Below are 23,692 nucleotides of genomic sequence, written 5' to 3'. Positions count from 1 at the left end.
TGCGCAAATGACTCGGGGGAGACATGAAGAAACTGAAAACATTGGTGCAACGAGGCGGGATGGAGGCTCTGGCGCTGACCGGCGCCTTCCGCGTCCACCCGTTCGCCTGTCCGGGCAAGGGCTTGATCCTGACGCTGCACCATGTCCGCCCCTTCGTGCCGGGGCCCTGCGCTCCGAACCGCGAACTCGAGGTCACGCCCGAATTCCTTGAAGGCGTCCTGACCGCCATCCGCGCGCGGGGCATCGATTTCGTCGATCTGGCCGAGGCCGCCCGACGCCTGGACGATCCGGCCGCACGGCGGTTCGCGGTGGTGACCTTCGACGACGGCTATCGCGACAATCGCGAGATCGCACGGCCGATCTTCCGCCGGCACGGCATTCCGTTCACGGTCTTCGTCACGTCCGGCTTCGTCGATCGCACCACCATGCTGTGGTGGAAGGTGGTCGAGGAGGTCGTCGGCATGGTCCCGGTGCTGACCTTCGACCTGGGCGCGGGACCTGAAGTCTTCGAGACGGCCAGCCGCGCCGCCAAGGACAGCGTCGCCAATCGGATCCTGTGCTGGGCCCGGACGGCCGATCCCGGCATCGTGTTCGAGCGCGTCGAGCGTCTGGCCGGGGAGGTCGGACTGGATCCCTTGCGTCCGACCCGGCACGAGATCATGACGCGGACCGAATTGGCCGAACTGGCCGCCGACCCTCTGGTCACCATCGGCGCCCACACGCGCACGCACCCCAACATCCGGCGCCTCGACCGGTCGGCGGCGCTCCAGGAGATGGCGGGGTCGGCGGACGACATCGCCGGCATGATCGGCAGGCGCCCGCGCATCTTCGCCTACCCCTACGGATCGCATCGCGCCGCCGGTCAGCGCGAATTCGACCTGGCGCGCGAGGCCGGCTTCGACTTGGCAGTGACCACGCGGCCGGGCATGCTTCATGCCGAACATGCCGGCCACCGGACGGCTCTGCCGCGGGTCTCGCTCAACGGCAATTTTCAGGATCTGCGCTATCTCGACGTGCTGCTGTCCGGCGCACCCTTCATGCTCTGGAACCGGTTCCGGCGGCTGGACGTGGCCTGACCGCCGGCTCGGCGGGCAGGGCGGACGGACGACGCTCAGGAACCGGTGCGGCGGGGCCGATACATCCACCAGATGATGGCGCCCGCGGGAACGATCCAGGCGATGCCGGCCAGAACGAAGTAGAGCATCCGCCAGGGATTTTCGACCCGGCTGATGACGACCGCGCCGACATCGGTCATGACCCAGATATAGAGGAAGACGAAGGCGAGCAGCAGGAGCACCCCGAGGAGGCGCTTGAGGCGTGGCGGCATGGCGGGCAGGGCTCCGTGACGCGGCGGCCGGGCCTTGGCGGGCGGGCGCCTTTGCCGCGGCGGCTGTGGAAGATGGGACCGAAATCCTATATCGGGTCGTCGCGCCCGGAGGAAAGCCCCGGCGACCGCGCCTGAGGAATTGTCCATGTCCGCCACTTTGTCCGTCACGCCGTCGGCCGTCCCCGCATCGACAGGAACCGGGCCGGTCCGGATCTGGCTTGGCTTCGTCGCCTTCCTGGTCTTTGCGATGGTGATCGTCGGCGGGGCGACGCGGCTGACCGATTCCGGCCTTTCGATCACCGAATGGCAGCCCCTGCTCGGCGCCTTGCCGCCGCTGACCGATGCGGCCTGGCACGACGCCTTCGAAAAGTACCGGCAGATCCCGCAATACCGCCTCGTCAATCAGGGCATGAGCCTGGAGGCGTTCAAGGTCATCTTCTGGTGGGAATGGGCGCACCGCTTCCTCGGCCGCTTCATCGGCGTCGCGTTCCTGGTGCCGTTCCTGGTCTTCGCCGCGACCGGGCGGATCGCGCGCCGCCAGGTGCCGCGCTTCGTGACGCTGTTCGCCCTCGGCGGCCTGCAGGGGGCGGTCGGCTGGTGGATGGTCGCCTCCGGCCTGGTCGACCGCGTCGATGTCGCGCCCTACCGGCTGGCGACCCACCTGACGTTCGCCTGCTTCATCTTCGCCGCCTTGGTCTGGACCGCCCTGTCGCTGGACGAGCGGGGCGCGGCCGGACCCGTGACCGCCGGAGCGCGGGGGCGCCGGCGCGGGCTCGCGGTCGGCGCCACGGTCGTGACGGTCGCGGTCTTCGTTCAGATTTTCCTGGGTGGACTGGTCGCCGGCAACGATGCCGGCCTCGTCTACAACACCTGGCCGTCGATGAACGGCAGCTTCCTGCCGGACGCGCCGCTGGCGCTCGAACCGGCTTGGCGCAATCTGTTCGAGAATCACGGCCTCGTTCAGTTCGTCCACCGGATGGGCGCCTATACCCTGTTCGCGCTCGCCCTCGTGCAGGCGGGTCTCGCGGTTCGCGCCGGCGGCGCGGCCCGGGCGAGCGGCCTGCTGCTCGGCCTTGCCGTGGCCGCGCAGGCGGTCGTCGGCATCCTGACGCTTCTGATGGTCGTCCCGCTCGGTCTCGCGCTCGTCCACCAGGGTCTGGCCGTCCTGGTGCTCGGGATCGCCGTCGCCCACCTGAAAGCGGTCCGCCGCGCCTGACGCCCGTCCCCTGATCCGGCCTGAGAAAGAAAAAGGCCGCGCTCCTGTTCGGAGCGCGGCCCAGGTGGTGGCTGGATGGCTAGCCACGAAGGGGGAACAGCAGGTGCCCGGGGACGCGGGCGAGGGGTGTTGGAGACCGAAGCGGCGATGGTCAGGGGGTGCGGGTGGGTTGCCGCCCCGGTCTCCAAGCTCGGGTGCCGGCGGTCCGACGGGTCAGGTCGGCCGATCGGCGAAAACTCAGCGGCTCGCCTCGGGGGCGGGCATGCGGACGAGGACCGAAGTCCGGGCGGCTTCGTCGCGCTTCTCGATGGTGATGGTCCGGACCGGCAGAATGCCGTTGTCGGCGTCAGAGGCGCAGTCCGGGGCGGCCTCGTGGCCGGCGCCGGTGCAGGCCGAGATCAGGTCGAAGGCCGCGGCGATGCGGGCATTGGTGGCTGCGATCGCGATCCGGTCGGCCTTGCCGGCGGTCTCGATGCGCTCGGCATGGGCGGCTCCGAACAGGATCGATCCGGTCAGGCCAGCCGCGGCGGCAATCGTGGCGATCATCTTCTGGAGGCTCATCGTTCCTCTCCGTCTCTCTCGTCTGGGCCCCGACCTTTCCACGCGGATCGTGAATGGTCTCGGAGCCGGTCGTTCAGGTCGTCTTCATCTCTGACACCGGTGAGACTAGCGGCGCTCCGTGTCGGGGTCTTTGCGTCCGTTCGGCAATCGGGTTTCGAACCGGCAACAGAATGGGAGGGGGACGAAACAATTCTGGCTGCGACGAAACATTCCGGCCGGAACGACATGGACGCCCGCGGAATCGCGCGGGTTGGGGCCGTTCGATGCGCTGCGATTGCCGCCTTTCGAGGGAATCGACCGGCTCGTCCGTCCCGGCGATTCCGTCCGGGCGCGAGTTGCGCTAAGGAGGCGCCATGACCCGCACAGCGCTCTATCCCGGCTCCTTCGATCCCGTCACCAACGGCCATGTGGACGTTCTCGCCCAGGCGCTCGACATCGCCGATCGGGTGATCGTCGCCATCGGCATCAGCGCCACCAAGAAGCCGCTGTTCAGCTTCGAGGAGCGCGAGGCGATGATCCGCGAGGCGGTCGCCGCGCTCGGCCACCCGCAGGAGCGGGTCGACGTGATGGCCTTCCAGGGGCTGGTCGTGAAGGTTGCGGCGGAGCGGGGCGCCTCGATCCTGATCCGCGGCCTGCGCGACGGCACCGACCTCGACTATGAAATGCAGATGGCCGGCATGAACGGCATCATGGCCCCGGCCGTGCGTACGATCTTCCTGCCCGCCTCGCCGCATGTACGCCACATCACCGCCACGCTGGTCCGGCAGATCGCCCAGATGGGCGGCGATCCGGCGCCATTCGTCCCGGCCGGCGTCGCCGCAAGGCTTGCCGCCCGCGCAGCCGGCGGCTGACCCGACCCCGAAGAAGGACCCGTTCCATGCTCCGCAGGACTTTCCTGGCCGCTCTCGGTGCGGCCGCGCTCATCCCCGCCGCCCATGCCGCCGAGAAGCCGGATCCCGAGAACACGCTCTATCTCGACACCCAGTATGGCCGCGTCACCATCATGCTGCGTCCGGGTCTGGCCCCGAAGCATGTCGAGCGCATCAAGACGCTGACCCGTCAGGGCTTCTACAACGGCCTCAAGTTCCACCGGGTGATCCCGGACTTCATGGCCCAGACCGGCGATCCGCGCGGCAACGGCACCGGCGGCTCGCCGCTGCCGAACCTGCCGGCCGAGTTCACCGACACCAAGTTCCAGCGCGGCACGCTCGGCATGGCCCGTTCGAACGATCCGAACAGCGCCAATTCGCAGTTCTTCATCTGCCTCGCCGACAGCCCCTGGCTCAATGGCAAGTACACGGTGTTCGGCGACGTGATCGACGGCATGGCGGTCGTCGACCAGATCCGCAAGGGCACCAAGGAGAACAACGGCGCGGTCGCCGATCCTGACATCATCGTCAAGATGCAGGTCGCCGCCGACGTGAAGTAGGCCGGCTTGTGCGGGACGACACCGGTCCGCTTGGTTGCGGACCGAGGCGTTTTCGTCGATAAGACCGCCCGACCCGGCCCTGAACAGGCCGCTTAACGACAAGGATATAAGATGGCTGCCGATCCCGAAAACACGCTGGTGATGGAGACGACCAAGGGCCGTGTCGTCATCGAACTGCGCCCGGACCTCGCGCCCGGTCATGTCGAGCGCATCAAGAAGCTCGCCCGCGAGAAGTTCTATGACGGCATCGTCTTCCACCGTGTGATCGACGGCTTCATGGCCCAGACCGGCTGCCCGCGCGGCACCGGCACGGGCGGTTCGAGCTATCCGGACCTCAAGGCCGAGTTCAACACCGAGCCGCATGTCCGCGGCGTCTGCTCGATGGCCCGGGCCCAGAACCCGAACTCCGCCAATTCGCAGTTCTTCATCTGCTTCGAGGATGCCCGCTTCCTCGACCGTCAGTACACGGTCTGGGGCAAGGTCACCGAAGGCATGGAGAATGTCGACAAGATCAAGCGCGGCGAGCCGGTCCGCGACCCGGACAAGATCGTGTCGCTGCGCGTCCTGGCCGACGAGAAGGCCGCCTGACGGTCTGATCGTCTGGACTGCAAGCGAAGCCCCGCGGCTCGGCTCCGGCCGGCGCGGGGCTGTCGCCGTTTTGAAGCCCAATTTCCCGGGAGCCGAGCCCTGCGCGTCGACCTGTTCGATTTCGACCTTCCGGCCGAGCGGATCGCACTCCGGCCGGCGCACCCGCGGGAGGCGGCGCGGCTGATGGTCGTGCGGCCGGACGAGGGCTGCCGGATCGAGGACCGCACCGTCGGCGACCTGCCGGATCTCGTCCGGCCGGGCGATGCCCTGGTCTTCAACGACACGCGCGTCATCCCGGCCGAACTGCACGGCACCCGCATCCGGGACGAGGGCCGCGTCGCCGTCGCCTTCACGCTCCTGAAGCGCGAGGGGGCGGACCGCTGGCGCGCTTTCGCGCGGCCGGGCAAGCGGCTGAAGGTCGGCGACCGGGTCCTGTTCGGCGAACACGGACAGGCGTGCCTCCTCGGCGAGGTCTGGGCGACGGTCGCCGAGAAGGCCGAGGACGGGCAGGTGCTGGTCGCCTTCGATCTGGCCGGCCCGGATCTCGACCAGGCCATCCACGCCGTCGGCACCGTGCCGCTGCCGCCCTATATCTCGTCGAAGCGCGCCGCCGATGCGCAGGACCTCGCCGACTATCAGACCGTCTACGCCCGCGCCGAGGGCGCGGTCGCGGCGCCGACCGCCGGGCTGCATTTCACGCCGGACCTGATCGCGCGGCTCGACGCAGCCGGCGTCGAGCGGCATTTCGTGACGCTGCATGTCGGGGCCGGCACTTTCCTGCCCGTGAAGGTCGACGATACGGCCGAGCACCGCATGCATTCCGAATGGGGCACGATCGATGCGGCGACCGCGGCGGCGCTCAACGCCGTGCGCGCCCGCGGCGGACGGATCGTGGCGGTCGGCACGACCTCGCTCCGGCTTCTGGAAAGCGCGGCGGACGAGGCGGGGCGCATCCGGCCCTTCTCGGGCGAGACCGATATCTTCATCACCCCCGGCAAGGCGATCCGCGCGGTCGACATGCTGATGACCAATTTCCACCTGCCGCGCTCGACCCTGTTCATGCTGGTCTCGGCCTTCGCCGGGCTGGACTGCATGCGGGCCGCCTATGCGCAGGCGATCGCAACCGGCTATCGCTTCTATTCCTACGGCGATACCTCGCTCCTGTTCAGGGCCACCGGCCGATGACCGTTCCCACCCCGACCGACCCCGCCGCGGCGCCCGCCTTCGGCTTCCGCCGGATCGCCACCGACGGCATGGCCCGGCGTGGCGAGGTGACGACCGCCCATGGGGCGATCCGCACGCCGGCCTTCATGCCGGTCGGCACCCAGGCGACGGTGAAGACCATGTATCCCGAGCAGGTGAGGGCGCTCGGCGCCGACATCCTGCTCGGCAACACCTATCACCTGATGCTGCGCCCGACGGCCGAGCGCGTCGACCGGCTCGGTGGCCTGCACCGGTTCATGAACTGGCCCCATCCGATCCTGACCGATTCCGGCGGCTTCCAGGTCATGTCGCTGGCCAAGCTCCGGAAGATCAACGAGCAGGCGGTGACCTTCCAGAGCCATATCGACGGCAGCCGCCATGTGCTTTCGCCGGAGCGCAGCCTGGAGATCCAGGGCCTGCTCGGCTCGGACATCCAGATGCAGCTCGACGAATGCGTCGCGCTCCCAGCGGAACGCGCCGAGATCGAGCGCGCCATGCGGCTGTCGCTGCGCTGGGCGGAGCGCTCCAAGGCCGCCTTCTTCGGCAAGCCCGGTCACGGCCTCTTCGCCATCGTGCAGGGCGGCGACGACGAGGCCCTGCGGGTGGAATCGGCGCGCGCGCTGACGGCGATCGGCTTTCACGGCTACGCGGTCGGCGGGCTGGCGGTCGGCGAACCGCAGGACGTCATGCTGCGCATCCTGTCGGCGACCACGCCCGAACTGCCTGAGGACCGGCCGCGCTACCTGATGGGCGTCGGCACGCCCGACGACATCGTCGAATCGGTCGGCCGCGGCATCGACATGTTCGATTGCGTCATGCCGACCCGGGCCGGCCGGCACGGCCAGGCCTTTACGCGGCGCGGCAAGGTCAACCTGCGCAACGCCCGTCACGCCGACGATCCGCGCCCGATCGACGAGGAGTCCACCTGTCCGGCCGCCAGGGACTATTCGCGTGCCTATCTGCACCACCTGGTCAAGGCCGAGGAGGCGCTCGGCGCCATGCTGCTGACCTGGATCAACCTGTCCTACTACCAGGACCTGATGGCCGGCCTGCGCGCCGCCATCGAGGCCGGCCGCTTCGAGGACCATAAGGCCGAGGTCAAGGCCGGCTGGGCGCGGGGCGACATCCCGCCGCTCTGAGCCGGCGTCACAAACGCGTACCGACGATCGATCGCCGTCGCCGGACCGCGCGCCTGGACGATGGCGCATGCGCATTTGGGGTCGGTGCCGCTGCTGCGCTGCAGCGTAACTAAGGTCATGAACCTTACATACAAGACGTTGACGCCCGCGATGCCGGCTGCCAATCTCTCCCGGTCCGGCGCTCCCGCCGGGACCCGACCCAGCCGCGAGCCGAGACGTGACCATCGCCGTCCCCGAACCCCGCCCGGCCCTCGATCCGGCCCTCGTCGAAGCGCTCAGGGCCTTGCTCGGCAACCGGTTTTCCATGTCGGCCGCCGATCGCGAGAGCCACGGCCGGGGCGAATCCTGGCATCCGGGCGAGCCGCCGGACGGTGTCTGCCGCGCGGTCTCGACCGAGGAGGTCGCCGCCATCGTCCGTCTTGCGGCGCAGCATCGGACCCCGATCGTCGCCTTCGGGGCGGGCACCTCGCTGGAGGGCCATGTCGGCGCGACCCGCGGCGGCCTGTCGATCGACCTGTCGGGCATGAACCGCATCCTGGCGTTCCGCCCGGACGATCTCGACGCCACCGTCGAGGCCGGCGTCACCCGCCAGCAGCTGAACACGCACCTGCGCGATGCCGGGCTGTTCTTCCCGGTCGATCCCGGCGCCGAGGCGACGCTCGGCGGCATGGCGGCGACGCGCGCCTCCGGCACCAATGCGGTCCGCTACGGCACCATGCGCGAGAATGTCGTGCAATTGACCGCCGTGATGGCCGACGGCCGCATCGTGCGCACCGGCGGTCGGGCGCGCAAATCCTCCGCCGGCTACGACCTGACCCGGCTCCTGGTCGGCTCGGAAGGCACGCTCGGCATCATCACCGAACTGACCGTGCGCCTCTACGGCATCCCGGAGGCGATCTCGGCGGCGACCTGCCGCTTCGACGACATCGCCGACGCGGTCCAGACCGTGACCACGCTGATCCAGTGCGGCATCCCGGTGAGCCGGGTCGAACTGCTCGACGGCAACACGATGGCGGCGGTCAATCGGCACTTCAAGGCGGACTTCGCCGAGGTACCGACCCTGTTCTTCGAGTTCCAGGGCACCCGGGCCGGCGTCGACGAGCAGGCCGCGCTGGTCGAGGAGATCGCCCGCGACCATGGCGGCGCCGGCTTCGAATGGGCGGCCGGCCAGCAGGCGCTGAACCGGCTCTGGCATGTCCGTCACAATGTCCACTACGCGATCCAGGGCATGCGTCCGGGCGCGCGGGTCTGGAGCACGGATGTCTGCGTGCCGATCTCGCGCCTGACCGAACTCGTCCGCGCCACCCGCGAGGACGTGGCCGGGGCGAGCTTCTTCGTCGCCACGGTCGGCCATGTCGGCGACGGCAACTTCCATCTCGGTCTGGTCATCGATCCGGCCGATCCGGCCGAACTCGCCGAGGCCGAGGCGCTCAACGACCGCCTGGTCCGCCGCGCCATCGCCATGGAGGGCACGGCGACCGGCGAGCACGGCGTCGGCTCGGGCAAGCGCAAGTTCATGGCGCTCGAACATGGCGAGGGGATCGCGGTGATGCGCGCCATCAAACAGGCGCTCGATCCGCTCGGCATTCTCAATCCGGGCAAGGTCCTGCCGGATCCGGTCTGAACGACCCGAACCGAAACGCACGAAAGCCGCGGGGACACGCGGCCGAGAACTCGCAACGACACTGGGAACGGAGGAAACCCATGACCACCCTGAAAATCGCCGCCCTGACCTTCGGACGCCGCACCATGCTGGCCGCGCTGGCGGGCGTTGCCGTGCTCGCGGCCGCCGGCCCGGCCGCGGCGCAGACCTGGCCGAACCGGCCGATCACCATGATCGTGCCCTGGGGCGCCGGCGGCGGCACCGACGCGACCGCGCGCATGATCGCTTCGCTGCTGGAAAAGCAGCTCGGCGTGCCGGTCCCGGTCGTCAACCGCACCGGCGGGTCCGGCGTGGTCGGCCATCAGGCGATCGCCTCGGCCGAGCCGGACGGCTACACGATCGGCATCGCCACGCTCGAAATCGGCGGCATGCACCACCAGGGCCTGACCGCCCTGACGCATGAGGCCTACGAGCCGATCGGCCTCTACAATTCCGATCCGGCCGCCCTCTTCGTGCGCGCCGACAGCCCTCATAAGACCGCCAAGGATCTGGTCGACGCGATCGCCAAGAGCTCCGACCGCCAGTTCAAGGCCTCGGGCAGCGCGCAGGGCGGCGTCAACCACCTGGCGCTCGCCGGTCTCCTCAAGACCGCCGGCATCCCGACCGCGCGCGTCGCCTGGGTGCCGAGCGAAGGCGCGGCGCCGGGACTGCAGGATCTCGCCGCCGGCGGCGTGCAGATCGCCACCGCCTCGCTGCCCGAGGCCGCGGCGCTGATGGCGGCCGGGCGCATCCGTCCGCTCGCCATCCTGGCGCCGAAGCGCGACGCCGCAGCGCCGGACGTGCCGACCCTGCAGGAGGCCGCAGGCCTCAACTGGTCGATGGGCTCCTGGCGCGGCATCGTCGCCCCGAAGGGCACGCCGGCACCGGTGGTCGCGCGCCTGCAGGCCGAGGTCGGCAAGGCGGTCGAGACGGCCGACTATCTGAACTTCATGAAGTCCAAGGGCTATGCGACCGGCTGGACGCCCGGCGAGGGCTTCCGCGCCTTCATGGTCGCCAACGACAAGAATCTCGGCGAGACGCTGACCGAGGTCGGCCTGAAGAAGTGACCGAACGGGTATGACGGACCGGTCCGGGGCGGCCCTGCGGCCCCGGACCGGCCGCCTCGTGCCCGTCGCGATCCGATCCCCGGGGGAACCCCATGAAAATCCACGACACGATCCTCGGGCTGATCTTCGCCCTGATCGGGGTTGCCGTGCTGGTCACGGTCTCCGGCTATCCGAAGATGCCCGGCCAGGATGTCGGCCCCGCCGTGTTCCCCGGCACCGCTGGCGCGTTGCTGACCGTGTTCGGGCTGATGCTGTTCGTCAAGGGACGGCTGGCGCCGGCACGCATGCGCGGGCTGGTCGAGGTCGGCCCCTGGATCGCCTCGCCGCGCCATATCCTGGCCGGTCTGGCCACGCTCGGCGGCATCCTGGCCTATACGCTGCTGGCCAACCGCCTGGGTTTCCTGATCGTGGTGCCGCCGCTGATGTTCGTCTGGCACCTGACGCTCGGCATCCGCTGGCCGGTCGCGCTCGTCTCCGCGCTCCTCACCACGGCGATCATGTGGGGGCTGTTCTACAAGGTCCTCGGCGTGCCGCTGCCCTGGGGTCTCCTCACCCGCTACGCCTTCTGAAGGGGGTCGCCATGGATGCCGTCGTCACCGCCTTCGGGATGGTCTTCAACGCCGAGACCCTGCTGATCATCGCCGCCGCCTCGATCTACGGCCTGTTCGTCGGCGCCGTGCCGGGCCTCACCGCCACCATGGCGCTGGCGCTACTGGTGCCGCTGACCTTCTTCATGGATCCGATCCCGGCGCTCGCCGCCATGGTGACGACCAGCGCGATGGCGATCTTCGCCGGCGACATTCCGGGCTGCCTGCTGCGCATGCCCGGCACCGCCGCCTCGGCCGCCTACACGGACGAATCCTACGCCATGTCGCGCAACGGCCATGCCGACACCGCGCTCGGCGCCGGCCTCGTCTTCTCGGCGATCGGCGGGCTGTTCGGCACGGTCGTATTGATCGCCTGTGCGCCGATCCTGGCCGAATTTGCCCTGAATTTTACGTCCTTCGAGTATTTCTGGCTGATCCTGCTCGGCATCACCTGCGCGATCGCCATCTCGTCCGACCGGCCGCTCAAGGGCGGCATCATGCTGGTGCTCGGCTTCCTGGTCGCCTCGGTCGGACTGAGCAATCCGGCCGCCTTTCCGCGCTTCACCGGCGGCAGCACCGACCTGATGGGCGGCATCGGCTTCCTGCCGCTCTTGATCGGCATGTTCGCGACCTCCGAGATCATCCGCTACGCGCTCGACACCAAGGCCCGGCCGCCGATCATCGACCAGCCGATCGTCAACGTCTTTGCCGGCATGTGGCGGCTGACCGTCCAGTATCCGGTCCAGATCGTCCGCGGCAGCGTGCTCGGCACCGTCGTCGGTGCCCTGCCGGGCGCTGGCTCGGATATCGCCGCCTGGATGAGCTACGCGGTCTCCAAGAAATTCTCCAAGGAACCGGAGAAGTTCGGCACCGGTCATGTCGAGGGCATCGTCGAATCGGGTGCCGCCAACAACAGCGCGCTCGCCGGCGCCTGGATTCCGGCGCTGGTCTTCGGCATTCCGGGCGACACGCTGACGGCGATCGTGATCGGCGTGCTCTACATGAAGAACCTCAATCCCGGCCCGACGCTGTTCACGACCAATCCGCAGAACATCTACGCGATCTACATCCTGTTCATCTTCGCCAATTTGATCATGGTGCCGTTCGGCTGGGCCACCATCAAGGTCGCCAAGCGCATCCTGGCGGTGCCGCGCGCCATCCTGATGCCCGTGATCCTGCTCTTCTGCATCGTCGGCTCTTTCGCGATGAACAATGCGGCCTTCGATATCGGCATCATGCTGGTCGCCGGGCTGGTTGCCTATATCCTGGAGGAGAACGACTTCCCTGTCGCGCCGGCCATCCTAGGCGTGGTGCTCGGACCGATGCTGGAGGAGAACCTGGTCAAGTCGATGATCAAGTCCGACGGCCATGTCGCCGATTTCTTCGAACGCCCGATCGCCGGCGTGCTCGGCGTGATGACGCTCGTCGTGTGGACCTGGCCGTTCCTGCGCGTCGCCATCCGGCGGCTGCGGGCGGCCGAGCCCCGGTCGGCCGCCTGATGCCCGACCTCAGAATCGAGGCGCCGCGCTCGCTGACCGCCATGATCATCGATCGCCTGGAGCGGGCGATCGTGGAGGGCGAGTTCGGGCTCGGCGAAATGATCTCGGAGGAGACGCTGGCCAAGTCCTTCGGGGTCAGCCGGACGCCGGTGCGCGATGCGCTGGCGGCGCTCGCCGGGACGGGGCTGGTGGTGATCCTGAACAAAAAGGGCAGCTTCGTCTTCCAGCCGACCATCGAGGATACCGTGACGCTGTGCGAATACCGCACCATCCTGGAGATCCAGGCCGTGCGGCTTTGCCACGCGCGGGCGCGAACGGCTGCCCTGGCATCCTGGCGCGAGGCGATCGCCGAGATGGACCGCGCCTCGACCGACGACGCGGTCGCCTATGGCCGGGCCGACAGCCGCTTCCACCGCGCCCTGTTCGACCATTGCGCCAATGCCTATCTGGCCGACGCCTACCGGCTTGCCGCCGGCAAGGTGGCGGCGCTGCGCACCCACCTGACCGCCCGCTCGCGCCCGCGCCGCGACACCTCCTATGAGGAGCACCGCGCGATGGCCGACCTGTTTGAGGCCGGCGACATCCCGGCGCTCGAGGCCCTGCTCGCCGAGCATATCGACCGGACCCGGAAGGTCTATCGGGAGGCGCTGGCCGAGCCGGCCGCGCCGGGTCGCCCAGCCCTGACCCTGAAGGAGACATGACGCCGTGACCCGCTCCGCCGACGCCCTGAGCGCCCGCCTCGCCACCGGCCGCATCCTCGCCGCACCCGGTGCGCCGGACGCGCTCGCTGCCCGGCTCGTCCAGGCGGCCGGCTTCGAGGCCGTCTACATGACCGGCTTCGGCGCCACGGCGAGCCGGCTCGGCATGCCCGACATCGGCCTCCTGACCCAGACCGAGATGACCACGCATGCCCGCGACATGGCCCGTGCCGTCTCGATCCCGATCATCGCCGACGCTGATACCGGCTATGGCGGGCCGGCCAACATCGCCCGCACGATGGAGGAATATGCCCAGGCCGGCGTCGCGGCGATCCATCTCGAAGACCAGGTCGCGCCGAAGCGCTGCGGCCAGCTCGCCGGCATCCGCCTGATCCCGGCCGAGGAGGCCGTGCGCAGACTGCAATGCGCCGTCGCCTCGCGGCCCGCCGGCGGTCCGCTGGTGATCGGCCGCACCGACGCCATGCCGGCGGCCGGACCGGAGGAGGCGATCCGGCGGGCGAAGCTCTACCAGGATGCCGGCGTCGATCTGGTCTTCGTCGACGGCATCAAGCGCATCGCCGAGGTCGAGGCGGTCGCCCGCCATGTCGAGGGGCCGAAGGTGGTCTCGATCGTCGACGGCAACGAGACCGTCGCGCTCAAGGCCGCGGATCTGGAGCAGATGGGCTTCTCGGTCGTCTTCTATGCGGTCACGGCCCTGTTCGCCGCCGCCCGCGCCATGGCGGACGCGCTCACGGTGTTGAAGCGCGACGGCACGCCGGCCGCGACGGCGCCCGCCCTGATGACCTATGCGGACTTCTCGGCCCTGGTCGACCTGCCGCATTTCCAGGATCTCGACCACCGCTTCGGCTGAAGTCTGCCCCTTCCGAGGGGCGTTTTCATTTGTAATCATTCCAAACAGGACGAGATGAACTTCCGATTTGAAGAATTATAATCGATTGTCTTGAAGATCAATTTCGTTGACCCTGTCGCAAGACCGATGCAATGCTTGGATTGTCTCCAGCGGGGGCGGCCCGACGTGGCTGTTCCGCCGGATGCCGTGGACGAAACGCGACGCGACCCGCCGTTCCGGCCGGGACCGGTCGACCGTCCCGGTCCCGGCGGACACGGCCGCTGCCGTGCGTTCTGCGGCCCTGCGGGAAGGCCCGACCCGGTTCGCGCCGGCCGCACATCACCAAGTCATCCGGTCATGTCCATCGATACGCCCCCCGCCTTGTCTCTTCCCGAAGCCGCACCCGTCTGGGAGCCTGGGTCCGACGCGCCCGGTCGCAAGCGCCTGCGCATCTGGGAGCTGGAAAGCTCGATCCATTGCGCGGTGATCGGCACCTGCCTGTCGATCGAGGACCTGCGCCGCTTTGCTCGCCGCATGGACCTGAACCGGGTCGCGGCGGCGGAAGAATTCGAACTGCACACCTATTTCGTCGGCTCGATGCATGTCGCCAACCCGCTGTCGCGGCTGGTCGACAAGCATCTGACGATGCAGGCCGACGGCGCCTGCCGACAGCTCGACCGGGCCTCGGACGCGGCGTCCCGGCAGGCGGTCTGGGACGGCCTGATGGCCGCCGGCCGCGTCGGCCCGGCCTTCTGGGCCTTCATGACCGCGGCTTCCGTCGACGAGGCGATGAAGCGCCGCCTCTATGGCGAGATCCACATGATGTCGCATCTGCACGGCCAGGCGGTGCATCTGGTCCGGCGCAATGCGTCCGAGATGGAGCGGCGCGTCCAGGCCCTGGAGGAGCGCATCCAGCGCGATCGCCGCAGTCACGAACAGGATCTGCGCGAGCGCGACCGCCGCATTGAGGACCTGACCCAGGCGGCGCGGTTACGGCCCGGCTGTCCGCTCGGCCTCCCGCAGACGGCTGGGGAGGGGGGTGCCCGCCGCGACCGTTCGCGCGAGGCCCGGCGCCTCGGGGCCCTGCGCGCGCTCGTCGCCCGGCGCAACGATGCCTTGGCGGCGGCTTCCGCCGAAATCGCCGAACTGAAGAAGCGGCTCGCCGATCTCGCCGAGACGCGGGCCAGCCTGTCGGCGGCGCCGGCCGTGCGGGCCGACGAGGCCGTCGCCGCGGCGCGCTTCCGTCGCATCGGCTATGTCGGCGGGCGGGCCGGTGTCGTGGCGCGGCTCAGGCTGCTGGCGGCCGAACGGGCACTCGAACTCGACCATCACGACGGCGGCGTCGAGGACAACTTCCACCGGCTGGAATGCCTGGTGACCGGTGCCGACTGCCTGATGTGCCCGATCGACTGCATCAGCCACGCCGCCTGCCGGGTCGTCAAGGAACTCTGCCAGAAGCAGTCGAAACCCTTCATTCCCCTGCGCAATTCGTCGATGGCCTGCTTCGAGCGGGCGCTTTGCGAACATGTCGCCGGCCACGGCTGAGCGTGCCGGCCGCCCCCATGGATAGCCTCATGACCGATCTCGCCATCACCATTCCTGTGCTCGCCTCCCTCGATCTCGCCGAGACGCGCGACTTCTACACGGCCGGGCTCGGCTTCGCGGCGATCTATCAGGACGACCGCTATCTGATCGTCCGGCGCGACGCGATGGAACTGCATTTCTGGCTGACCGACGATCGCCGCTTTCCGGAGAACACCTCCTGCTACATCCGCGGCGGCCAGATCGACCGCCTCTACGAAGAGTTTCGGACGGCCGGAATCGAGCGGCTCTCAACGCTCGAACTGCGCCCCTGGGACATGGTCGAGTTCCACATCCACGACCCGCACGGAAACCTGCTGCGGTTCGGCCGGAACCCCGAAGCCGAATAATGCGTTGCAGAGCGGAGGCGGATTCCCTATGACCCAGCATGTTCCCTCGATGCCGGCCGCGCCGGTCCTGACGCCGGCCCGGCGGGCCGAACTCTTCCTGCTCGATCAGTGTCGGCGCCTGGCCGGGTCCCGCCTGACCGGCGCGACGGTACCGGCGGATCGGGTGCTGGCGGACCTCCGAGCCGTCCTGCCGGAGGCCGAAGCCTGCCGGGTGTTCGGTCAGCTCTACGCCCTCGTCGCCCGGATCGATCGGGAAGCCGGAGACGGCTTCCTCTGGTATCCGCCGGGTGCGACCCGCCAGTCGCCCGACGAAGCCCGGCTGATCGCCGCCGCCCATCGTCTGCTCGGCACCGCCGATCCGCGCCCGTCAAGCGAGGCGACGCCGTGGATCGATCCCGGCGAAGAGCGCCTGCCGGTCGGTCGCCTGGCGTCGGCCGCAGGCCGGACGCTGGCGGCCGCGACGCTTCTGCCGGAGACCTATTGCGCCGTCGCCGACACCTTCTGCGGCCTGTTGACCCTGACCGGGCATGCCTGCGCGGCGGGCTGCCCGGTCCATGCCGCCACCCGGCCGATGGGTGACGCCGGCACCGTTGGTGCCGAGGGGCAGCGGTCGGCGGAGGCCCGGCCGGCCGGTGCCGGTCGATGAGGCGCCGCAAGGGACCGCAGGCCCACGGCGGCGCCATGCGCCGGGGCGAAGACGAGGCGATGGCCGCGGCCGACGGCGAGGCGGCCGAGACCGTCGAGAGCGCGGCTTCGGAGCCGGGGCAGAGCCGCCACGAACTGATCGCCCTCTCGATCGTCCGTCTGGCCATGTCCGGCTACCGGACCGGCCACGTTTCCTGCTGGGATTCGGCCTTCAGCGCCACCAGCGAGATTCTCGGGCCGGTCGACGGCCCGGCCGTGTTCGGACGGGTGATCGCGCTGGTTCATGCGGTGCGGTGCGAGCGGGTCGGCACCTTCGTCTTCCAGCCGGTCGCCTGCAGCGGACTGTCTTCGGACGAGCGCGATCTCGTCGCGCTGCTCCGGGCCGCCCGCGGCCCCGAACCGGCCGGTCTCGACGGGACCGCCGCGCGGTTCGGCGGGCGAGCGACGGCGCCGCTGATCCGCCTGTCGGCGCGGGCGCTCGGCGTGCTGCTCGACCGGCTTGAGCAGGCCGGTCCGATCGGCCCCGACGACCTCGACGCCGCCGATGCCGGGCCGCCGCCGACCCGGCACTGACGCGTCCGCCGGGTCGTGTCCCTCGGGCTGCCCCGCCGGTCGGCATGGCTTGGATCGAGCCCTGCGGGGACGATTTGCGGGGCTCCGGCCGTGTCGGCGCTTGCAATCGGGCGCCCGGATGCCTATAAGCCGCGCCATTCCACACGCGGGTGTCGGGCGGCGGCCGAAGGGTGAAACCCTGGCCGTACCGTCCTTCCGGTGTTTGTTCCGGGCTTCGTGCCCGGCCGAACGCGAACCCCGCGGAGGCAGAACCGGAAAAGAAGGAGACGGTAGGCATGTCCCTGCCCGATTACAGCATGCGTCAGCTTCTCGAGGCCGGTGTCCATTTCGGTCACCAGAAGCACCGTTGGAACCCGAAGATGGCTCCGTACATCTTCGGCGTGCGCAACAACATCCACATCATCGACCTGGCCCAGACCGTGCCGATGCTGCATCAGGCGCTCAAGACCGTCAGCGACACCGTCGCCCGCGGCGGCCGCGTGCTGATCGTCGGCACCAAGCGTCAGGCGCAGGATTCGGTCGCCCAGGCGGCCCGCCGCTCGGCCCAGTATTTCGTCAACAGCCGCTGGCTCGGCGGCATGCTGACCAACTGGAAGACCATTTCGCAGTCGATCCAGCGCCTGCGCAAGCTCGAAGAGACCCTCTCGGGCGAGGTTTCCGGCCTCACCAAGAAGGAGCGCCTGACGCTCGATCGCGAGCGCGAGAAGCTCGAGAAGGCGCTCGGCGGCATCAAGGACATGGGCGGCCTGCCCGACCTGATCTTCGTCATCGACACCAATCGCGAGGCGATCGCGATCCAGGAAGCCCGCCGCCTGGGCATTCCGGTCGCCGCGATCCTCGATTCGAACTGCGATCCGGACGGCATCTCGTTCCCGATTCCCGGCAATGACGACGCCGGTCGCGCCATCGCGCTCTATTGCGACCTGATCGCGCGCGCCGCGATCGACGGTATCGGCCGCGCCCAGGGCGACATCGGCATCGATGTCGGTGCCTCCGAGGTGCCGCCGGAAGAGTCCGCGGTCGCCGAAGAAGCGGCCTGACCAAGACCCCGTCGGTTCGCGTGAACCCTACCGGCCGCATCGTCATGCGGTCGTCACGGGTTGACGGCATTCGAAAGGATCGGCCGGGGAGGGTGCGAGACCCGCTCCGGCCCGGTTCGTTACGGACGCCGGTTGGTCGGCGAGACGGGACGGGACGCCCGCGGGCGCTCCGTCATGCGGCCGGAACGCCTTCGGGCGCGACGGCTTGCGCCTGACCGCGTCCGTCCGAACGCCGGCATTCGCTTCCGCCCGACCGCAACCGACGACACTGCCACGCCACCGCATTCCAAACGCCGCCGTGTGTGCCGCGCCCCCGTGCGGTCGACGACGACATCCGAGAGACGACCATGACCACGATTTCGGCTTCCCAGGTGAAGGCGCTCCGCGACCAGACCGGCGCGGGCATGATGGATTGCAAGACCGCGCTGATCGAGACCGCCGGCGACATCGAGGCCGCGGTCGACTGGTTGCGCAAGAAGGGTCTGTCCAAGGCCGCGAAGAAGTCGGGCCGTACCGCCGCCGAGGGCCTGATCGGCGTCGCCGCCGCCGGCAATGCCGCGGCCGTGGTCGAGGTCAATTCCGAGACCGACTTCGTCGCCCGCAACGAGCAGTTCCAGGGCCTCGTCGCCACCATCGCGGCTCTCGGCCTCGACGCCAAGGGCTCGGTCGAGACCCTCGGCGGCCTGACCGTGCCGGGCACCGAGAAGTCGGTCACTGAGCGCCTGACCGACGCCGTGGCGACCATCGGCGAGAACATGCAGCTGCGCCGGACTGCCTATCTGGAAGTCGCCGACGGCGTGGTCGCGCACTACATCCACAGCACCGTCGCCGACGGCCTCGGCAAGATCGGCGTGCTGGTCGCGCTGGAGTCGACCGGCGACAAGGCCGTGCTCGCCGCGCTCGGCCGCCAGATCGCCATGCATGTCGCCGCCCACGACCCGACCCCGGTCGCCGTCGTGACCGAGCAGGTCGACCCGGCGCTGGTCGAGCGCGAGCGCGCCATCTTCGCCGAGCAGGCCGCCCAGTCCGGCAAGCCGGCCGCGGTCGTCGAGAAGATGGTCGAGGGTCGCATCCGCAAGTTCTATGAGGAAGTGACGCTCCTGAAGCAGCACTTCGTCGTCAACCCGGATCTGACCGTCGAGGCCGCCGTCAAGGCCGCCGAGAAGGATGCCGGCGCTGCCGTCGCGGTGAAGGGCTTTGTCCGCTTCCAGATCGGCGAAGGCATCGAGAAGGCCGAGTCCGACTTCGCCGCCGAAGTCGCCGCTGCGGCCGGCACGAAGTAATCCTGCCCCCAGAATTCGAAAGGCGCCGGGCGTGACACCCCGGCGCCTTTCCTGTATCCGAGCCGTCGATCGCGTCGACGCCTGCCCGCCGATGCCTGTATGAGGAGTGCCCCATGACCGGACTTCGCTGGAAACGCGTTCTGGTGAAGCTGTCGGGCGAGGCGCTGGCCGGCCAGCAGGCGATGGGCATCGATCCCGACGTGGTCGGCCGGATCGCCGACGACCTGGTCTCCGCCGTGAAGCTCGGTGCCGAAATCGGCGTCGTGATCGGCGGCGGCAATCTGTTTCGCGGTGCCTGGCTGCAGAAGCAGGGCACCGACCGCGTCACCGGCGACCATATGGGCATGATGGCGACGGTGATGAATGCGCTCGCCATGCGCGAGGCGCTGGCGGCGCGCGGCCTGAAGGCCTCGGTCCTGTCCGGCCTGCCGATCCCGACGGTCTGCGATACCTTTACCCAGCGCGGCGGGCTCGAGCATCTCGCCAGCGACCGCGTCGTGCTGTTCGCCGGCGGCACCGGCTCGCCCTTCTTCACCACCGACACGACGGCCGCGCTGCGCGCCGCCGAGATGCGTTGCGACGCCATCCTGAAGGCGACCAATGTCGACGGCATCTACACCGCCGACCCGAAGAAGGATCCGAACGCAGAACGCTACGACCGGCTGACCTTCGAGGAGGCGATCTCCCGCGACCTGAAGGTGCTCGATACCTCGGCTTTCGCTCTTGCCCGCGACAACGCGATTCCGATAATCGTGTTCTCGCTCCAGGAAGCCGGCGCGCTGATCGAGGTTCTGGCCGGCCGAGGCCGCGCCACGGTCGTGGCAGGGTAGTCCGGCCTCCCTCAGCCATCGACGACGCCCGTCGTTGGAAGGGCCGTCGTCGAGAGGGATCGCCGCCGAGAACGGGCCGACGCCGGATCCCCCGCAGGCACGCGGGGGAGTCCGACAGGAAGATCGAGGAAATCCATGGCAGCACACAAATTCGACTTCGACGACCTGAAGCGCCGCATGGGACAGGCGGTCCATGTGTTCAAGGACGAACTGGCCGGTCTGCGCACCGGGCGTGCCTCGACCCATCTCCTGGAGCCGATCACCGTCGAGGCCTACGGCTCGCGCATGACGCTGAACCAGGTCGCCTCGGTGTCCGTCCCCGAGCCGCGCATGCTGGTCGTCTCGGTCTGGGACCGCGGCATGGTGTCGGCGGTCGACAAGGCGATCCGCGAGGCCAATCTCGGCCTCAACCCGATCGTCGAAGGCGCGACCATGCGCATCCCGATCCCGGAACTGACCGCCGACCGCCGCAAGGAACTAGTCAAGGTCGCGCACAAATATGCCGAACAGGCCCGCGTCGCCGTGCGCCACATCCGCCGCGACGGGCTCGACACGCTCAAGAAGGCGACCAAGGACGGCATGCCGGAGGACGAGGAGGCGCGCCTGTCCGACCGCGTCCAGAAGCAGACCGATGAGTCCATCTCGGAGATCGACAAGCTCCTGTCCGCCAAGGAGCAGGACATCATGAAGGTCTGAGATCGATGGCGACGCCGGAGGCCACTCTCGACAAGGTCCCGCTCCGGCGGGCCGCCGCGCTTCCGCGCCACGTCGCCATCATCATGGACGGGAACGGCCGGTGGGCGACGGCGCGCGGGCTGACCCGCACCGAGGGCCACCGCAAGGGGGTCGAGATGGTCCGCCGGATCGTCCGCCATGCCGGCGATCTCGGGCTCGAATACCTGACGCTGTTCTCGTTCTCGACCGAAAACTGGCGCCGCCCCGCCGACGAGGTTTCGTACCTGATGGGGCTGCTGCGCTTCTTCATCCGCCGCGATCTGGCCGAACTGCACGGCAACAATGTTCGCGTCCGGGTCGTCGGCGATCGCAACGGGCTCGGCGGCGACATCCGCGCCCTGCTCGAGGAAGCCCAGAATCTGACGGCCGGCAATACCGGGCTGACGCTGACCATCGCCTTCAACTACGGTGCCCGTCAGGAGATCCTGCGGGCGGCCCGCCGCCTTGCCGAGGAGGTCGCCGCCGGTCGGCTGGCGCCCGCCGATATCGACGCGGGGCAGTTCGAAGCCGCGCTGGATACGGTCGGCATGCCGGACCCCGATCTGGTCATCCGCACCAGCGGCGAGCAGCGCGTCTCGAACTTCCTGCTCTGGCAGGCGGCCTATGCCGAATTCGTCTTCTCGCCGGTCTGCTGGCCGGACTTCGACGAGACCGAATTCGACCGGGCGCTCGCCGAGTTCGGGGGGCGGGAACGGCGCTTCGGCGGCGTCGAGGCCGGGGCGCTGCATCGATGAGCTCATCCGACGGCAAGATGCCGGCGCCCGACGGCCTTCGGCGGCGCGAACTCCGCCTGCGGATCCTTTCGGCCCTGGTCATGGTGCCGGTCGCGCTCGGCGCGACCATCTGGGGCGGCGCCGCCTTCGGGGCCCTGACAGCGCTCGCGTCGGCCCTGATCTTCCTGGAATGGACCGCGATCGTCACCCGCAACAAGGCGTCGCGGATCACGACCATCGGGGCCGTCCTGATCGTGGTCGCGATCGTGCTCGACGCCCATGCCCAGCCGAATCGCGCCATCGTCACCGCGACGCTTGCCTGGCTTCTGGTCGCCGTTGCGGCCTATCGGCTGGAGGCGGGCAGCAAGCGGTCCTGGCTTGCCTTGGGTCCCGGCTATGCGCTGCTGCCCGGTCTGGCGCTGGTCAGCCTGCGCAGCGACCATCCGCTCGGCCTGACGGCGGTGCTGTTCCTGTTCGCCGTGGTCTGGTCGACCGATATCGCCGCCTATTTCACCGGCCGCGCCCTCGGTGGCCCGAAGCTGTGGCCGGCCGTCTCGCCCAACAAGACCTGGTCGGGGGCGCTCGGCGGCCTGGCCGCGGCGGTCGCCGCCGGCTCTGCGGTGGCGGCGGCCGGCGACGTGCCGCGGCTCCTGCCGCTCGTCGGCGTGGCCGCCGTGCTGTCGGTCGCCAGCCAGGCCGGCGATCTGTTCGAATCGGCGGTCAAGCGCCGGTTTGGCGTGAAGGACTCCGGCAGCATCATTCCCGGCCATGGCGGCGTCATGGACCGGCTCGACGGGTTGATCTTCGCCGCGGTGATCGCCGCCGCGATCGGGCTCTGGCGGGCGCCGGAAGCGCCTCTGGCGCGGGGTCTGCTCGCCCAGGGCCTGCTGGCATGGTGAGTTTCGATTTCTCGCCCGACGCCGAACCGCCCTTCGCCATGCCGGCCGCCGGCGGCCCGCGCCGGATCACCCTGCTCGGCGCGACCGGCTCGATCGGCCGCTCGACGCTCGATCTGGTCGGCCGCGAGCCGGAGCGCTTCCGCATCGAAAGCATGGTCGCCGGGCGCGACCTGGCCGGTCTGGTCGCCGCGGCGCGAACCTTCCGTCCGGCCCGCGCCGTGCTCGCCGAACCGTCGCTGCATGGAGCGCTGAAGGATGCGCTGTCCGGCACCGGCATCGCGGCCGCCGCCGGCCCGGAAGCCGTGCTGGAAGCCGCCTCCGCGCCGGCCGATCTGGTCGTCGCCGCCATCGTCGGGGCGGCCGGGCTCGGACCGACGCTCGCCGCGGTCCATGCCGGCCTGCCGATCGCGCTGGCCACCAAGGAATGCCTGGTCGCCGCCGGCCGGCTGTTCATGGCGGCGGCGGCACGCCACAAGGCGCGCATCCTGCCGCTCGACAGCGAGCACAACGCCATCTTCCAGGGCTTCGAGGCCGGCAATGCGGCTGCGGTCGAGCGGATCGTGCTGACCGCCTCCGGAGGCCCGTTCCGGACCGCCACGATCGCCGAGATGGCCCGGGCGACGCCCGAGCAGGCGCTGAAGCACCCGAACTACGCCATGGGATCGCGCATCACCATCGACAGCGCGACCTTGTTGAACAAAGGCCTCGAAGTCATTGAGGCGCATCATCTGTTCGGCATTCCCGGCGACCGGATCGACGTTCTCGTCCATCCCCAGCAGCTGGTCCACGGCATGGTCGCCTATGGCGACGGCTCGCTGGTCGCCGGGCTGGCCGCGCCCGACATGCGCACGCCCATCGCCCATTGCCTCAACTGGCCGGACCGCGGCCGGGCGCCGACGCGCCGGCTCGATCTCGGCGAGATCGGCACGCTGACCTTCGAGAAGCCCGATCTCGTCCGCTTCCCGGCGCTGGCACTGGCCTACCGGGCGCTGGCCGCCGGCGGCGGCGCCTCGGCAGTCCTGAACGCCGCCGACGAGATCGCGGTCGCCGCCTTCCTGGCCCGTCGGATCGGCTTCCTCGACATCGCCCGCCTCGTCGAGACGACCCTCGACCGGGCCTCTGCCGCCGGGCTCTTCGCCGAACCGGCCGATCTGGAGGCGGTCGCGATGGTCGACACCCAGGCGCGGCGGCTCGCCGACGAAATTCTTCCCCATCTTGCCGCAAAGACCGGATAGGG

General features: G+C 69.5%; 26 protein-coding genes. 24 read left to right on the top strand and 2 right to left on the bottom strand.

Annotation, left to right across the window (positions count from 1 at the left end; translation table 11 throughout):
• Positions 1-23 precede the first annotated feature (23 nt).
• Positions 24-1,076 (top strand): polysaccharide deacetylase family protein, encoded by a 1,053-nt coding sequence (locus tag KL771_RS02810; protein ID WP_261967032.1) that lies wholly within the window; start codon positions 24-26, stop codon positions 1,074-1,076.
• 35 nt (positions 1,077-1,111) lie between these two features.
• On the opposite strand, the gene KL771_RS02805 is transcribed toward KL771_RS02810, so the two are convergent.
• Positions 1,112-1,327: a DUF2842 domain-containing protein gene (locus KL771_RS02805; RefSeq protein ID WP_261967031.1), complete on the bottom strand. Its 216-nt coding sequence runs from the start codon at positions 1,325-1,327 to the stop codon at positions 1,112-1,114.
• A gap of 145 nt (positions 1,328-1,472) precedes the next feature.
• Here KL771_RS02805 and KL771_RS02800 point away from each other — a divergent pair, with 145 nt between their 5' ends.
• Positions 1,473-2,543 (top strand): COX15/CtaA family protein, encoded by a 1,071-nt coding sequence (locus KL771_RS02800; protein ID WP_261967030.1) that lies wholly within the window; start codon positions 1,473-1,475, stop codon positions 2,541-2,543.
• Between the two features lie 237 nt (positions 2,544-2,780).
• Here the strand turns inward: KL771_RS02800 and KL771_RS02795 are convergent, their stop codons facing one another.
• Positions 2,781-3,104, bottom strand: a complete 324-nt coding sequence (locus KL771_RS02795; RefSeq protein WP_261967029.1) for a hypothetical protein — start codon at positions 3,102-3,104, stop codon at positions 2,781-2,783.
• A 353-nt stretch (positions 3,105-3,457) separates the two neighbouring features.
• Here KL771_RS02795 and coaD point away from each other — a divergent pair, with 353 nt between their 5' ends.
• The 22 genes from coaD to dxr all read left to right on the top strand — a co-directional run bounded on the left by coaD (position 3,458) and on the right by dxr (position 23,690).
• Positions 3,458-3,955, top strand: a complete 498-nt coding sequence (gene coaD / locus KL771_RS02790; RefSeq protein WP_261967028.1) for a pantetheine-phosphate adenylyltransferase — start codon at positions 3,458-3,460, stop codon at positions 3,953-3,955.
• A gap of 26 nt (positions 3,956-3,981) precedes the next feature.
• Positions 3,982-4,533, top strand: a complete 552-nt coding sequence (locus KL771_RS02785) for a peptidylprolyl isomerase (protein WP_261967027.1) — start codon at positions 3,982-3,984, stop codon at positions 4,531-4,533.
• Between the two features lie 111 nt (positions 4,534-4,644).
• A complete protein-coding gene (locus KL771_RS02780; RefSeq protein ID WP_261967026.1) occupies positions 4,645-5,121 on the top strand; it encodes a peptidylprolyl isomerase in 477 nt (158 codons plus the stop codon).
• A gap of 99 nt (positions 5,122-5,220) precedes the next feature.
• Entirely contained in the window at positions 5,221-6,306 is a 1,086-nt protein-coding gene (gene queA / locus KL771_RS02775) for a tRNA preQ1(34) S-adenosylmethionine ribosyltransferase-isomerase QueA (protein ID WP_261967084.1), read from the top strand.
• Complete coding sequence (gene tgt / locus KL771_RS02770; protein ID WP_261967025.1) at positions 6,303-7,463, top strand: tRNA guanosine(34) transglycosylase Tgt; 1,161 nt, start codon at positions 6,303-6,305, stop codon at positions 7,461-7,463. Before queA ends, tgt begins: the two co-directional genes overlap by 4 nt.
• 217 nt (positions 7,464-7,680) lie before the next feature.
• Positions 7,681-9,087: an FAD-binding oxidoreductase gene (locus tag KL771_RS02765; protein WP_261967024.1), complete on the top strand. Its 1,407-nt coding sequence runs from the start codon at positions 7,681-7,683 to the stop codon at positions 9,085-9,087.
• Between the two features lie 80 nt (positions 9,088-9,167).
• Complete coding sequence (locus KL771_RS02760) at positions 9,168-10,172, top strand: tripartite tricarboxylate transporter substrate binding protein (protein ID WP_261967023.1); 1,005 nt, start codon at positions 9,168-9,170, stop codon at positions 10,170-10,172.
• Positions 10,173-10,264: 92 nt separating this feature from the next.
• Entirely contained in the window at positions 10,265-10,741 is a 477-nt protein-coding gene (locus KL771_RS02755; RefSeq protein WP_261967022.1) for a tripartite tricarboxylate transporter TctB family protein, read from the top strand.
• Between the two features lie 11 nt (positions 10,742-10,752).
• Positions 10,753-12,258, top strand: coding sequence for a tripartite tricarboxylate transporter permease (locus KL771_RS02750; protein ID WP_261967021.1), 1,506 nt, complete (start codon positions 10,753-10,755; stop codon positions 12,256-12,258).
• The gene (locus tag KL771_RS02745) at positions 12,258-12,959 is read left to right on the top strand and encodes a GntR family transcriptional regulator (RefSeq protein ID WP_261967020.1); all 702 of its coding nucleotides are present in this window, start codon (positions 12,258-12,260) and stop codon (positions 12,957-12,959) included. Before KL771_RS02750 ends, KL771_RS02745 begins: the two co-directional genes overlap by 1 nt.
• A gap of 4 nt (positions 12,960-12,963) precedes the next feature.
• Positions 12,964-13,827 (top strand): isocitrate lyase/PEP mutase family protein, encoded by an 864-nt coding sequence (locus tag KL771_RS02740; protein WP_261967019.1) that lies wholly within the window; start codon positions 12,964-12,966, stop codon positions 13,825-13,827.
• 360 nt (positions 13,828-14,187) lie between these two features.
• A complete protein-coding gene (locus tag KL771_RS02735) occupies positions 14,188-15,351 on the top strand; it encodes a DUF2325 domain-containing protein (RefSeq protein ID WP_261967018.1) in 1,164 nt (387 codons plus the stop codon).
• A 29-nt stretch (positions 15,352-15,380) separates the two neighbouring features.
• Positions 15,381-15,737 (top strand): bleomycin resistance protein, encoded by a 357-nt coding sequence (locus KL771_RS02730; protein ID WP_261967017.1) that lies wholly within the window; start codon positions 15,381-15,383, stop codon positions 15,735-15,737.
• A 28-nt stretch (positions 15,738-15,765) separates the two neighbouring features.
• The gene (locus tag KL771_RS02725; RefSeq protein WP_261967016.1) at positions 15,766-16,383 is read left to right on the top strand and encodes a hypothetical protein; all 618 of its coding nucleotides are present in this window, start codon (positions 15,766-15,768) and stop codon (positions 16,381-16,383) included.
• Positions 16,380-16,955, top strand: a complete 576-nt coding sequence (locus tag KL771_RS02720; RefSeq protein ID WP_261967015.1) for a hypothetical protein — start codon at positions 16,380-16,382, stop codon at positions 16,953-16,955. The genes KL771_RS02725 and KL771_RS02720 overlap by 4 nt, the downstream gene beginning before the upstream one ends.
• A 275-nt stretch (positions 16,956-17,230) precedes the next feature.
• Positions 17,231-17,995: a 30S ribosomal protein S2 gene (gene rpsB, locus KL771_RS02715; protein WP_261967014.1), complete on the top strand. Its 765-nt coding sequence runs from the start codon at positions 17,231-17,233 to the stop codon at positions 17,993-17,995.
• A 347-nt stretch (positions 17,996-18,342) separates the two neighbouring features.
• Positions 18,343-19,278, top strand: a complete 936-nt coding sequence (gene tsf, locus KL771_RS02710; RefSeq protein ID WP_261967013.1) for a translation elongation factor Ts — start codon at positions 18,343-18,345, stop codon at positions 19,276-19,278.
• A gap of 113 nt (positions 19,279-19,391) precedes the next feature.
• Entirely contained in the window at positions 19,392-20,108 is a 717-nt protein-coding gene (gene pyrH / locus KL771_RS02705; protein ID WP_261967012.1) for a UMP kinase, read from the top strand.
• Positions 20,109-20,243: 135 nt separating this feature from the next.
• Positions 20,244-20,804, top strand: a complete 561-nt coding sequence (frr, locus tag KL771_RS02700) for a ribosome recycling factor (RefSeq protein ID WP_261967011.1) — start codon at positions 20,244-20,246, stop codon at positions 20,802-20,804.
• A 5-nt stretch (positions 20,805-20,809) separates the two neighbouring features.
• Entirely contained in the window at positions 20,810-21,577 is a 768-nt protein-coding gene (locus tag KL771_RS02695; RefSeq protein WP_261967010.1) for an isoprenyl transferase, read from the top strand.
• Positions 21,574-22,455 carry a phosphatidate cytidylyltransferase gene (locus KL771_RS02690; protein WP_261967009.1) on the top strand — a complete coding sequence of 294 codons (882 nt, stop codon included), beginning with the start codon at positions 21,574-21,576 and terminating at the stop codon, positions 22,453-22,455. Before KL771_RS02695 ends, KL771_RS02690 begins: the two co-directional genes overlap by 4 nt.
• Positions 22,449-23,690, top strand: a complete 1,242-nt coding sequence (gene dxr / locus KL771_RS02685) for a 1-deoxy-D-xylulose-5-phosphate reductoisomerase (protein ID WP_261967008.1) — start codon at positions 22,449-22,451, stop codon at positions 23,688-23,690. Before KL771_RS02690 ends, dxr begins: the two co-directional genes overlap by 7 nt.
• Positions 23,691-23,692 lie beyond the last annotated feature (2 nt).

Origin of the sequence: Prosthecodimorpha staleyi, from assembly GCF_018729455.1 — a bacterium.
GTDB classification, from domain to species: Bacteria; Pseudomonadota; Alphaproteobacteria; order Rhizobiales; family Ancalomicrobiaceae; genus Prosthecodimorpha; species Prosthecodimorpha staleyi.
The sequence above is the reverse complement of the archived record's forward strand: the minus strand, read 5'-3'. Positions and strand labels throughout refer to the sequence as shown.